Source organism: Parabacteroides acidifaciens (assembly GCF_003363715.1).
GTDB classification, from domain to species: Bacteria; Bacteroidota; Bacteroidia; order Bacteroidales; family Tannerellaceae; genus Parabacteroides; species Parabacteroides acidifaciens.
The window spans coordinates 49,329-63,220 of the sequence record NZ_QREV01000017.1; the positions used below are offsets into that span (position 1 = coordinate 49,329).

Here is a 13,892-nt window from a genome sequence, read left to right on the forward strand (position 1 = left end):
ATGAAGACAATATACAACATCAAAGCACTGTGTGTGATGGCCCTGTTAGGAAGCGTCGCAACCGCCGGTGCACAGGAAGACAAGACGAAGGAAAAAGACCTGAACCGGGAAATGACACTCGAACGCGAGTACGACCCGAGCGTACAGGATGCCAGCAAGGTGAACACACTTCCGGTCATCAAAGAGCCGGTTGTCAAGAAGATGCCGATCGACTACGCTACTTTCACGATTCCGACGGAGCCGGAAAAAGAGATCAGCCTGCTTCCTTCGGGAAACATCATGACAGACATCCAATACAACAAACGCCGGGGTTACTTCAACTTCGGAGGCGGCACCTACCTGAACCTGAACGGCGACTTAGGTTATCATATCCTGAGCACCGACAAGGACAAGCTGAACATCTGGTTCTCACATCGCTCGACGAACGGGAAGGTGAAATATATCGACACGGACTTTGACAAGGTAAAGGCTAAGTTGAACGACAACATGGGCGGCCTCAACTTCAAACACGCCTTTGATAAGATGTCATTGGATATGGGGATCAAATATGGATACTCGGCATTCAATTACTACGGTCTGCCGATCGCTACCCCCATATCCTCGGCAACATTGGACCCGGACAAGTTCGACCGTGAAACCAATCAGGTAAACCAGACGATCCAGGCAAAGATCGGTATCGAGTCGAAAGAAGATGCGCCCCTCGGCTATATGCTCGACTTAGGATATACAAACTTCTCGCACAAATATGCATTGAGCAAGGATCAGGACGGACCGACCGAACATACATTCGACGTCAAGTTCGACTTGAACGCCCGTTTCGGTGGCGAGCAACGGATCGGATTAGGCGGTAACGTGGAATATTTTAACTACAGCCTGCCAACACTGAACGGACAGGAATATCTGGAATTTGAGAACCATGCCGAAGCAACCCTTTCCCCTTATTATAAGGTGGCGGGAGACAACTGGAATTTGAAATTAGGTGCTAACGTGATGTTTGTAACCGGCGATAACAGCAAGTTCATGGCTTCGCCCAATATCGCGGCGGATGTGGAAGTGGCCGACAAGACGCAACTCTACCTTGTTGCCGGCGGTAAACTCTACTCCAACAGTATGTACGATATGTCCCTGATCAACCGTTATATAAATCCGACGATGGAACTGCTTCCTTCGCGCAATTACCTGGACGGCACGGTCGGCATCAGAAGCGGTGTCGCTCCCGGTTTCTGGTTCGATGTATTCGGAGGTTATAAAATCACGAGTAATGAAGTATTCTTCATACCAACCTTTGCTACGAAAGACGGATATTTTGCCAACGTCAGCCTGGGCATCCAAGCGAAAGCCAAACAGGCATTCGGAGGCGTGAACCTGAAATACAGCTATCAGCAATTATTCGACATCAACCTGAAAGGCGTTTACAACCATTGGAGCGTAGACGACATCGATAACGCTTACGGCAAGCCCGAAATGGAAGTGACAGCAGGTGTGACAGTCCGCCCGATCAGCCAGGTCACCGCATCTTTGGATTATTACCTGGCCACCGGACGCAAGACTTACTTAGGACTGTCCGGCGGAGAAAAGATGAAGAACATCAACGAACTGAACCTGACCGGTTCATACACGCTGAACGACACCTTCGGCCTGTATCTGAAACTGAACAACGTCTTGTTCCAGAAGTACGAACTCTATTACGGCTATCCGCTCCAGAGCTTCAGTGCAATGATTGGCGTGAACATTAATTTCTGATTCATCTGCAGATAAACTTCATAACAAAGCCTCATGGTGCTTCCGTGAGGCTTTGTTATTTATGGATTCCACGTCAAGCTCTGGATTGAGGCACTATTGGCACCTGTAATGAAAGATTGAACGGTTTTAGTCTATTTATTTTATTGTTGGTATCTTTGCAACCAAATACGAAACGGACATGCAAGGGACAAAGAATCTGACGGAAGGACCTATCAAGAAGCAACTGTTTAACCTGGCACTTCCCATAATGGGGACCTCGTTTATTCAGATGGCATATAGCATCACTGATATGGCTTGGGTGGGACGTCTGGGCAGCGAAGCGGTGGCGGCAGTCGGAGCTGTCGGTATTCTGACGTGGATGACGAGTTCCATCTCCTATCTGAACAAAGTAGGTTCGGAGGTCAGCGTTGCGCAAAGCATCGGGGCGCAGGAGGCGGAAGAAGCCCGGAACTTTGCTTCCCATAACCTGACAATCGCGCTGATTATCTCGATCTGTTGGGGATTACTGCTGTTTGCCCTCGCGTATCCTGTCATCGGTTTCTTCAAACTGGATGCCACCATTTCGGCACATGCCGTGTCTTACTTGCGGATTATCTCAACGGCTTTTCCTTTCGTACTCCTGTCGGCGGCCTGTACCGGAATCTATAATGCGGCGGGGCTGAGCAAGATACCGTTCTACGTCAGCGGAAGCGGATTGATAATGAATATGATACTCGACCCGCTGTTCATATTTGGCTTCGGGATGGGGACGGACGGAGCTGCCTGCGCGACCTGGCTGTCGGAGGCGACTGTCCTTGCGATTTTCATTTATTACCTGAAAAAGAGATACAAATTATTCGGAGGCTTCTCCTTCTTCGTGCGGTTGAAGAGCCGGTACAGCAAACGGATCTTTCAGTTAGGACTTCCTGTTGCGATGCTGAACAGCCTCTTTGCCGTTATCAACCTTATGATGGCGCGTACGGCGTCGACCTACGGCGGACATATCGGACTGATGACACTGACTGCCGGAGGTCAGATCGAAGCGCTTGCCTGGAACACCTCGCAAGGGTTCAGTACGGCACTGAGTACCTTTGTCGCCCAGAACTATGCCGCCCGCAAGAAGGAGCGCGTCCTCGGGGCTTATCATACGACATTGAAGATGACGGCGATATTAGGAGTCTTTTGTACTCTGTTGTTCGTCTTCTTCGGCAGCGAACTGTTCTCCCTGATTGTCCCGGAAAAGGCGGCTTACGAGGCGGGCGGCATCTTCCTCCGCATCGACGGTTATTCGATGATCTTCATGATGCTTGAGATAACGATGCAGGGCTTGTTCTACGGGACAGGTCGCACGGTTCCGCCGGCCATCATCAGCATCACGTTCAACAGCCTGCGCATCCCGATGGCGATCGGACTGACGGCTATGGGACTGGGAATAGCGGGTGTCTGGTGGGCAATCAGCATTTCCAGCATGCTGAAAGGAATCGTCTTGTTCGCCTGGTTCCGTATTTTACAGAAGAAGATATTGTGATAGTAACGAACTATTCCTTATTTTTGCCGGATAATAACAAATACTTAGTAAAACATTACCATAATGAACAATCCATTAAAGCCGGAAACCCTCTGTGTGCAGGGAGGCTGGCAACCGAAAAAGGGAGAACCGCGCGTCCTGCCCATCTATCAGAGTACGACATTCAAGTATGACACCAGCGAACAGATGGCCAAATTGTTCGACCTGGAAGAAAGCGGGTACTTCTACACCCGCCTGCAAAACCCGACCAACGACGCCGTTGCGTCTAAGATAGCTGCTTTGGAAGGTGGCGTAGGCGCCATGCTGACCTCTTCGGGACAGGCTGCGAACTTCTATGCCGTATTCAACATCTGCGAGGCGGGCGACCACATGGTTTGTTCTTCTACTATCTATGGCGGAACATTCAACCTGTTCGGCGTGACGATAAAGAAATTGGGCATCGATGTGACATTCGTGGACCCGGACGCACCTGAAGAAGAAATATCGGCTGCTTTCCGTCCGAACACGAAGGCGCTGTTCGGCGAGACATTATCCAACCCGGGTATGAGCGTGCTGGATATCGAGAAGTTCGCCCGCATCGCCCACAGTCATGGTGTTCCCCTGATCGTCGACAATACCTTCGCCACACCTATCAACTGTCGCCCGTTCGAATGGGGAGCAGATATCGTGACCCATTCTACGACCAAGTATATGGATGGCCATGCGACAAGTGTCGGCGGTGCAGTGGTAGACAGCGGTAACTTCGACTGGGATGCCCACGCAGACAAATTCCCCGGCCTGACAACTCCGGACGAATCCTATCACGGCCTGACCTACACGAAGGCTTTTGGCAAGATGGCCTACATGACAAAGGCGACGGCACAGTTGATGCGCGACTTAGGTTCCATCCAATCTCCGATGAACTCGTTCCTGCTGAACCTGGGACTTGAAACCCTTCACCTGCGTATGCCTCAGCACTGCAAGAACGCACAGCAGGTAGCCGAATGGTTAGAAGCGAACGAGCAGGTAGCTTGGGTCAACTTCCCCGGTCTGAAGAGTAATAAGTATTATGAACTGGCTCAGAAATATATGCCGAACGGCACTTGCGGTGTCATCGCTTTCGGCCTGAAAGGTTCCCGTGAAGATGCCATCCGCTTTATGGACAGCCTGAAGATGATTTGTATCGTTACGCATGTGGCCGACGCCCGCACCTGTGTCCTCCACCCTGCCAGCCATACGCACCGCCAGTTGTCGGACGAACAGCTGATCGAAGCAGGCGTAGCTCCCGACCTGATCCGCCTCTCCGTCGGTATCGAGAATGCCGACGATATTATCGCTGATATCGAACAGGCGCTGAAATAGTATAATTTACCGGACGCAGATGACGCAGAGTAACGCAGATAATATTTATTTTAATAATAAAAGTCTGCGTTACTCTGCGTCCGGTACTATGTATTGACTTTATTCCGTCCGGCTGATTGTGAGGATCTCCGAGAAAGAGATAGGCCATTCGATTGCATTCATCAGGGTTTCAAATGCAATCCGAAAATTGAGGGGGACATGGGTATAACCGGAATAGAAATCACAGACAGTCAACGCAAGTAGCATCTTCTTATTGTAGTGCATGCCTTTCAAGACAACCAGGCTGGACAAGACCGACGCCGAACGCGCCTGTTCGAAGTCAGAATCGGCTATATTCATTTTCCCTTTCAATGATTGATAGTGGCGGCAAGCCTCTATATCGTCTTCCGCCCCCATAGCCTTCATAACATCCAGTAAAACACAACATATTGCAATTCTTTCCGATTCACCTGAGCTCATACTGCTATTATTGCCGCCCTGCTCCCCTATGTTTGGCATCTATATGTTAAAAAGCGTGGGAACTGTAATCTACTATTCGAAACTGAGGCATCGCCAAACACCCATCGGACAAATAATAAACAACAGCCCACGCTTTATTCTATATACACGAGTATATATAACAAGCGTGAGCGTCCAGTTGTCTATTATCTTTGTCCGAGTTGAAAGTTGGCGATTTTCAGTTCCAAAGATAATATCTTAAACGCTTAAAGCTTCCTACCATAAAACAGCCGAAAAGTCAAAGCTCCGACGATTTTAGGTCTGCCACAAAGATAAGCAAAAACGATGAACTATATAGTTTACAAAGAAACATTAACAGATATGAATCTAAGATTTCCCGCAACCAAAAAGGGCGGCCTTTTACAGCCGCCCTCCCCAATCTTCCGATTGTCAAAAATCCCCCTTAGATATCGTGTAATTATTTCTCTACCGTAAACTTATAAAGGCATTCGCTGAAGTATTTCTCACCCGGACGCAGCACTACACTCGGGAAGTTCGGCTGGTTGGGAGAGTCGGGATAATGCTGTGTTTCCAGGCACAAAGCACCGCGATGCGGATAGACAACACCCAGTTTTCCCTTATCACCGGCTTTCGCCATTGCGTTTCCGGCATAGAACTGGATACCCGGTTCGTTAGTATAGACTTCAAGACCGATGCCGCTTTTTGCCGATACGGCTTTTGCTGCCAGGACATTCATGTCGCAATTATTATTCAAGACCCAGTTATGGTCATATCCTTTACCTCTTACCAACTGTTCGAACGGCTCATCGATATGTGCACCGACAGCAACCGGCTGGCGCAGATCCATCGGAGTACCGGCTACATCTTCCAACACTCCGGTCGGGATCAGTGTCTCGTCTACCGGAACATACGTGTCGGCATTAATCATGATCGAGTGGTCCAGAATCTGAGAACCCGGAACGCCGGAAAGGTTGAAATAGCTGTGATTAGTCAGGTTGACAACGGTCGGTTTGTCTGTCGTAGCCTCGTATTTGATATCGACGGCATTGTCGTTTGTCAACGTATAGGTGACTTTCACGTTCAGATTACCCGGGAAACCGGCTTCACCGTCTTTGGAAAGATAAGTCAGTTCGACAGTCTGGTCGTTCACCTGTTTGGCATCCCAGACAACCGTGTGGTAACCGTTCGGGCCGCCGTGCAGACAATGGCCGTTATTGTTCAGCGGAAGCTGGTAGTCGTTGCCGTCCAATGAGAACTTGCCGTGTGCGATACGGTTGCCATAACGTCCGATCAACCCGCCATAATTATTATTAGGATTGTCGACATACTGCTGGATATTGTCGTAACCTAAGACGACATCCGTCATCTTGCCGTCTTTGTCGGGCACCATCACCGAAACCAGGCGTCCTCCCCAGTTTGTTACACAAGCTTCTGCACCATTCTGGTTTTTCAACACATATAATGCGGTCGGTTTTCCTTGTACTTCTGATACGAAATCAGATTTCATCAGTCCAGAAAGAGTGGCTTCCTCTTTTTTCTCCGTACATGACAACAAAACACACATTGCCATGACAGCCATACATAGTCTCTTCATCTTCGATACTAATAAATTAATGTTTGTTAGATATGCTGGCAAATATACAGTATTATTGTCAAAAACAAACGATGCTGCTGAATAATGTTGTTTAATACAAATCACTTTCGTACATTTGTGATGCTTAATAGAGAAAAATGAAACAATATTTAGATTTACTCGATCGTGTCCTCCGTGAAGGAGTTAAGAAAGAAGACAGGACCGGAACCGGTACATACAGTGTGTTCGGACATCAGATGCGCTTCAATCTGGAAGACGGTTTTCCTCTGCTAACGACCAAGAAACTGCATTTGAAATCCATTATATATGAACTGCTATGGTTCCTCCAGGGCGATACCAACGCAAAATACCTGCAAGACCATGGTGTACGTATCTGGAACGAATGGGCGGATGCAGACGGCAACTTAGGGCATATCTACGGTTTCCAATGGCGTTCATGGCCGGACTATAAAGGCGGCAGCATCGACCAGATCAGCGAGGCGGTGGAAACCATCAAGCACAACCCCGATTCGCGCCGTATCATCATCAGCGCCTGGAATGTCGGGGATCTGGACAATATGAACCTGCCTCCCTGCCATGCATTTTTCCAGTTCTATGTGGCAGACGGGCGTTTGAGCTTGCAGATGTACCAGCGCAGTGCCGACATCTTCTTAGGTGTTCCGTTCAACATCGCGTCGTACGCACTGTTATTACAGATGATGGCGCAGGTGACAGGCCTGAAAGCCGGAGATTTTGTGCATACGCTCGGTGATGCGCATATCTATACGAACCACATCGAGCAGGTGAAGTTGCAGCTGACACGCGACCCGCGTCCGCTCCCCCGTATGGAGATCAACCCGGAAGTAAAAGACATATTCAGCTTCCAATACGAAGACTTTACTCTGACAGGATACGACCCGCACCCGCATATCAAGGGTGAAGTGGCCGTCTAAATAAAAATAAAGACAGCAAGATTATTTAATTCGATAAGTTTATGAGTACTATTTCAATTGTAGCAGCTATTTCCGACAACAATGCTATCGGGAAGAATCTGGGACTGCTCTGGCACATGCCGGCAGACATGAAGCGTTTTAAAGACCTGACAACAGGCCACGCCGTAATAATGGGACGTAAAACTTTCGAGTCTTTACCTAAAGGCGGACTGCCCAACCGCAAAAACGTAGTACTGACGACCATGCCGGAAGCCGGTTTCGTCAATTGCTTCGCTTGCGAGTCGATGCACGACGCTTTGGATATTTGCGAAAAAGAAAAAGACATCTTCATCATCGGCGGTTCCTTAGTTTACAGACAAGGATTAGGCATTGCCGACAAGATGTATCTGACCCGCGTACACGGCGACTTCCCCGATGCAGACGCGTTCTTCCCGGTTGTTAACTGGGATCTGTGGGAAGAGGTGGAACGCCAGGAATTCGAGGCAGACGAGAAAAATCCGTACCCCTACACATTCCTGACTTACGTACGTAAAAAATAGAATTACTCCTATTTAACAGTAGTTTTACAACTTTTTGCTCTTTCTTTGTATCTATACACTAAAGGTTGTTTGTTTAACAAGTAAACTCATATAGATATGAAGATAAGAGCATTTATTGTTTTAGCCCTGATCGCTTGCGGAATATTGTCTACGGTATTCTACGTGCAGGCAAACCGGGCCTCCCTCGATGAGAAGGCGATAACAGAAGCCATCCAAACGAAAAACACGCCGCAGTTAATTCAGTCGCTTATTACGAAGATGAAGAATCAACTGGAGAAAGACAGCGAGACTTTCCCCGAACTGATAAAAGAGGTGGAAACATATACCGCCGTATGTCCTGACTCGGCCTCCGTCGCCATACTCCACTCCATGATTGCGGAGATGTATAACAACTATTACAGACAGAACCGCTGGAACATCAACCAGCGGACGGAGCTGACCGGTTACGTGCCCGACGATATCCGCGAATGGACCGCCAACCTGTTCACGGAAAAGATCAAACAGGAATTGACGCTCTCCCTCGAACCCGCCCGTTTGCTGCAACAGACGCCGGTCGGCCAATACAACCTGATCCTGAAGAAAGGGAAAGACAGCCCCGAACTCCGTCCGACACTGTACGACTTCCTGACTTTCCGCGCCATCGAGATACAGCCGGCGGCAGAATGGTATAACGACCTGATCGCCTTCCGCCGCACCCAGCCGGAAAAGAAACCCCTGCTGCTGGACGAATTGGACTACTGGCAATATAAATACGACAGCAGGCTGACAACCGCGGCAGACTATAAAAACGCATTAGACAGCCTGTTCCAGGTGTACGGAAAAGAACCGTTTGCCATCGAAATAGAGATCGCACAGATGCATCGCCTCCAACGCGAACGCTATCAGGGCAACAAAGCGCACCAGGATTCCATCCAGGCCGCCATCTATGCACTTTGCAAGGAAAGCATCGCCCGGTACGCTAAAAACGACCGCGTCAACGCGTTCAAGAACCAATTAGGGCAAATGGAAATGCCCGTCCTGAACGTCGAATCGCAGAACAACGTCTATCCGGGAAAGAGCCTGACGCTCCGGATCAGATACACCAACACCCCGCAACTGACCGTCCGCATCTACAAAAGCCTCCGTCAGCCGCAGGAAGCCTGGCGGAACTATAATAAAAACAACAAGAACATGTTGGGCGAGTTAGTGAAAGAGCAGACATTCAAAATGAATATGCCCGACACCTACACCGAAGCCGATTCCACACTCTCCATTCCGATGGATAAATTAGGATTATACGAATACGTCATCACGGTTCCGGGCAAGCAACTGACCGTCTCCAACCGTTTCAGCGTGAGCCGCCTGGCCGCCCTTACCCGCAGCCAGACGAACAACTCGGAAGTACTCGTCACCGACCTGGAAAGCGGCAAACCCATCGAAGGCGCAACCGTGATCTACTACAAAACCGATATGATGAAGGGAACGCTTCAACGCCAGGGAGAAGTGAAGACAGACCATTTAGGCATAGCGGTCCTTCCCGCCAAAAAGAAGATCGAACAAATCCGTCCGGTCTTCCGCGACGACACCGCTTCCATCATCACGAGCATCTATCCTTACGGCTCCTTCCGTCCGGAAAAGGAACAGGTGGAACTGTCTCTTTTCACAGATCGCGGCATTTACCGTCCGGGACAGAATGTATTCTTCAAAGGGATCGCTTACGTAAAAGACACGGACGATCCGCATGTTGTGGCGGGACGAACCTATACCGTCACCTTGCGCGATGCCAACTACAAGGAAGTGGCAAGCAAAGAACTCACGACCGACAAATTCGGTTCCTTCAACGGCGAGTTTACCATACCGACGCAGACATTAAGCGGCAACTTTACCCTCGTGTCGGAAAGAGCCCGCACGAATATACGGGTGGAAGAATACAAACGTCCGACCTTCAAGGTGGACTTCCTGCCGATCAAGGAAGAGGTGACGTTCGGAAAACCGGTCAGGATTACGGGTGAAGCGCAGACATTCTCCGGCATCGCCCTTCAGGCAGGCGAAGTCAACTGGACCATCACCCGCCGCCCGTTCTGGGCACGTTTCTATATGCCGAATCCATTCGATTATACAACCGAGCAGGTCGCCAACGGGACGGCAAAGGTCGACAGCAAAGGCAACTTCTCCCTCTCCTTCGTTCCCGAACGACCGGAAACAACCGGCATGCGCCCCGCCTACCAGAGTTATGAAGTAACGGCAACCCTGACCGACAGCAAAGGGGAAACACAGGAAGCGCAATACACCTTCTCCGTAGGCGACACCGGCATTCTGTTAGACATCCAAATGCCCGGAGAGGAAATGGAAAACGACTCCGCCAAAGCGGTGATAACAGCCTATACGGTAAACAGGCAGAAAGCATCCGCCGAAGGCAATTACACGATCTACTCCCTGTCAGACGAGAAAACGGAACCGGACCAGTTCGGCATGGATCAGTATAAGATAGACAAACTGATGACCGTCGGCACCTTTATAACGGGAGACGAACTCTCGCCCGCCCTGTTCCGCAACCTCCCGGCCGGACGCTACCGCCTGGAAGTGAAAGCGACCGACTCCAACGGAAAAGAAGTTTCCGCTAACCAGGACTTTATCCTCTACAGCCGCCGGGACAAACGCCCGCCGGTATTCATGCACACCTGGCTGATCGAGGAGCGCACGACCTGTGAGCCGGGAGAAGACGCCGAGTTTGTGTTCGGTACATCCGACAAGGATGCACACGTCTTATACGAAGTCTACAGCAGCGACCGGAAATGCACGAAACGGGAATATATCCGGATGAGCGATGAGAACCGGACATTCCGCCTCCCGTTTAAGGAAACGGACGGAGACGGGTTTACCGTCACCTTCACCTTTGTCAAGGAAGGAAAGATGTACGTCAAGCAAGTTCCCGTCTACCGCCGCCAGCCAAACCGGAGACTGAATATCCTGGCCGAGACATTCCGCGACCACCTGCTGCCGGGCAGCAAGGAGAACTGGAAATTCCGTATTACGGATGCGGACTCCGTCGCTGTCACAGCCGAAGTGTTAGTCAGTATGTACGACGCATCATTGGATAAGATCATACCTTTCGGCTGGTCATTCGTCCCCAAAAGATATATTAATTTATATGCCCCGCAATTCTCGGAAGGGACAGCCTTTACAAGCAACAACAAGTACGAGACGGGAACAAACAAGAACCTGCGCATACCCGAATACCAGTACGACCGCCTCAACTGGCAGGATGTATTGTCTTTAGGCTCCCGCTACGGAAGTAACCGCGTCTACGCATCCGGAGTCATGATGAAATCGGCGGCCGCCCCGGCTGTGGCCGAAGTCCTCAGCATCACAGACGACAGCGCCGTTCTGGAAGAATCCGCCGTACGGGCCGACCAGGGCGTTGCGGAGATTATTGCAGAAGAGGAACTGCCCGCTCCGATCAAGCTACGCGAGAACTTCGCCGAAACCGCCTTCTTCTATCCGGCACTCGTGACCGGCAAGGAGGGCGACGTTGCGTTCAGCTTCACGATGCCCGAAAGCAATACGACCTGGAAACTGCAACTGTTAGCACAGACGGAAGACCTGAAATACGGCTACCTGTCGCGCGAGATCATCACTAACAAGCCGCTGATGGTGACCCCGAACCTGCCGCGTTTCCTGCGCCAGGGCGACGATGTGACAATCACGGCACAGGTCAGCAACCAGTCCGGCGAAACTCTCAGCGGACGTGCCAGCCTGGAACTGTTCGACCCGGACAACATGGAAATCCGTAGAGACGCACGGCCGTGCGTCTCTACACGACCGTACGTATTCACCCTGGCGACCGACAGCACGACAACCGTCAGCTGGTCTTTCCGCGTCCCCGCAGCGGCGAATGGCGTTATCGGCTGCCGCATCATAGCCGATTCGGACAAGGGAAGCGACGGCGAACAGCACCTTATCCCGGTTCTCTCCAACGAGATATTAGTGACGGAAAGCACCCCGTTCTACCTCTTCGACAAGAACGAAGAAGTGATCCGCCTGAAAGACCGTAGAGACGCACGGCCGTTCCGCACGACACTCGAACTGACGGCCAACCCCATCTGGTATGCCGTACAAGCCCTGCCGACCCTCACGCAGCCGGAAGACGACAACGTCATCTCCTGGTTCGCCTCCTACTACAGCAACACGCTGGCAAGCTACATCGCAACGGCCCATCCGCGCATCCAGCAGGTCATCAGCCAGTGGAAAGCACAGGGCGGAAACGCCTCCACGCTCTATTCCAACCTCGAAAAGAACGCGGAACTGAAAGACATCCTCCTGCAGGAAACGCCTTGGGTATTAGAAGCAAGCAACGAGACGGAGCAGAAACAACGCCTCTCCCTCCTTTTCGACCTGAACCGGGCAGCCGGGCAACGGGAAATCGCCCTACAGCGCCTTCTCGACCTGCAAAGGCCGGACGGCGGGTGGAGCTGGTTCAAAGGCATGTATCCAAGCCAGGAAATCACACTCTATATCCTGAAAGGAATGACCCAGTTAGTGCAGTTGAACGCCATCGGGTATAACCAGCAGGAAAAGGAGATGCAGATGAGAGCGCTGAAGTTCATCGACCAGCAAATCCAGTCCGACTACGAAGCGCTCCAAAAGATCAAGAACTGGCAGAGAAACGAAATTTCTCCCTTGGAAATCGAATACCTGTTTGTCCGCAGCGCCTACCGCGACATCCCGGAACTGGGTTCGGCCCGCGAAGCGATCCGCTACTACACAAACTTAGCGGAAAAGCAGTGGAGCAAACAATCCATCTACGGAAAAGGTGAAATCGCCTGGCTGATGCTGCGCAACGGCAAGAAAGAGGTTGCAAACAACATCCTCGCCTGGTTGCGCAAGACGGCGACCACATCCGCCGACCGGGGCATGTATTGGGCGAACAACCGGAGCGGCGCAAGTTTCTTCACCTCACCGATCGACACGCATTGCCTTTTGATGGCCCTCTTCAACGAAACGTCGCCCAACCAGCAGGAGACCGACCGGATGAAGCAATGGCTCCTCAGCCAGAAACAGACGCAAAACTGGCCCTCCGTCCCGGCAACAGTCAACGCCATCTACGCCTTGCTGCTGACCGGAAGCGACTGGCTGAGCGACAGCAACACCTGCACGGCTGAATGGGGCAAGGAAACCTATAGCACCACAAACGGCGAGTTGGCCACCGGCTACCTGAAAGTCACCCGTTCGGAAGAAAAAGCCGTTGCATCCGGCGGAAACACCATCACCATCCGCAAGGAAGGCACCGCGCCTGCCTGGGGAGCTGTCTACGAACAATACCTCCGGAACATCAACGACGTGAAGAAGCAGAAAGGCGCGCTGAACGTTGAGAAGATGCTGTTTGTCGAGACGAACAACGGTTCCGAACGTCAACTGCGTCCCGTCACGCCCCAGCAGCCGCTCCGTGTCGGCGACAAGGTTATCGTACGCCTGACTGTCCGCACCGACCGCACGATGGACTACGTCTTCCTGAAAGACCTCCGCGCCGGATGTTTCGAACCGGCTGCCCAGCTTTCCGGCTCGACCTATCGGGACGGAGCCTGGTATTACCAGTCGCCGACGGATGTATCGGAAAACTTCTTCTTCGACCGCCTGCCCCAAGGCACATACGTCCTGGAATATGCCGTATATGTGTCACGCCCAGGTGAATACGCAGGCGGTATCAGCACGATCCAATGCCTGTATGCTCCCGAGTTCGTGTCGCATACGGAAGGAGGGTTCTTAAAAGTGGACTTCTAAACCGAAGGGGATGTGTC

General features: G+C 51.2%; 8 protein-coding genes. 6 read left to right on the forward strand and 2 right to left on the reverse strand.

Features of this window, described 5'->3' with window-relative positions; genetic code table 11:
* The 3 genes from DWU89_RS09230 (at position 1) to DWU89_RS09240 (ending at position 4,591) form a co-directional block, all read left to right on the forward strand.
* On the forward strand, positions 1-1,743 hold the full coding sequence (locus tag DWU89_RS09230; RefSeq protein ID WP_115499362.1) for a TonB-dependent receptor: 1,743 nt from the start codon (positions 1-3) through the stop codon (positions 1,741-1,743).
* Positions 1,744-1,921: 178 nt separating this feature from the next.
* Entirely contained in the window at positions 1,922-3,250 is a 1,329-nt protein-coding gene (locus tag DWU89_RS09235; protein ID WP_115499363.1) for an MATE family efflux transporter, read from the forward strand.
* A 63-nt stretch (positions 3,251-3,313) separates the two neighbouring features.
* The gene (locus tag DWU89_RS09240; protein ID WP_115499364.1) at positions 3,314-4,591 is read left to right on the forward strand and encodes an O-acetylhomoserine aminocarboxypropyltransferase/cysteine synthase family protein; all 1,278 of its coding nucleotides are present in this window, start codon (positions 3,314-3,316) and stop codon (positions 4,589-4,591) included.
* 99 nt (positions 4,592-4,690) lie between these two features.
* Here DWU89_RS09240 and DWU89_RS09245 read toward each other — a convergent pair whose 3' ends face one another.
* The gene (locus DWU89_RS09245) at positions 4,691-5,050 is read right to left on the reverse strand and encodes a hypothetical protein (RefSeq protein WP_115499396.1); all 360 of its coding nucleotides are present in this window, start codon (positions 5,048-5,050) and stop codon (positions 4,691-4,693) included.
* 457 nt (positions 5,051-5,507) lie between these two features.
* Complete coding sequence (locus tag DWU89_RS09250) at positions 5,508-6,644, reverse strand: aldose epimerase family protein (protein ID WP_167451653.1); 1,137 nt, start codon at positions 6,642-6,644, stop codon at positions 5,508-5,510.
* Positions 6,645-6,781: 137 nt separating this feature from the next.
* Here DWU89_RS09250 and DWU89_RS09255 point away from each other — a divergent pair, with 137 nt between their 5' ends.
* The 3 genes from DWU89_RS09255 to DWU89_RS09265 all read left to right on the forward strand — a co-directional run bounded on the left by DWU89_RS09255 (position 6,782) and on the right by DWU89_RS09265 (position 13,875).
* Entirely contained in the window at positions 6,782-7,576 is a 795-nt protein-coding gene (locus tag DWU89_RS09255) for a thymidylate synthase (RefSeq protein WP_115499366.1), read from the forward strand.
* A gap of 41 nt (positions 7,577-7,617) precedes the next feature.
* Positions 7,618-8,115: a dihydrofolate reductase gene (locus tag DWU89_RS09260; RefSeq protein WP_115499367.1), complete on the forward strand. Its 498-nt coding sequence runs from the start codon at positions 7,618-7,620 to the stop codon at positions 8,113-8,115.
* Positions 8,116-8,211: 96 nt separating this feature from the next.
* The gene (locus DWU89_RS09265; protein WP_115499368.1) at positions 8,212-13,875 is read left to right on the forward strand and encodes an alpha-2-macroglobulin family protein; all 5,664 of its coding nucleotides are present in this window, start codon (positions 8,212-8,214) and stop codon (positions 13,873-13,875) included.
* Positions 13,876-13,892 lie beyond the last annotated feature (17 nt).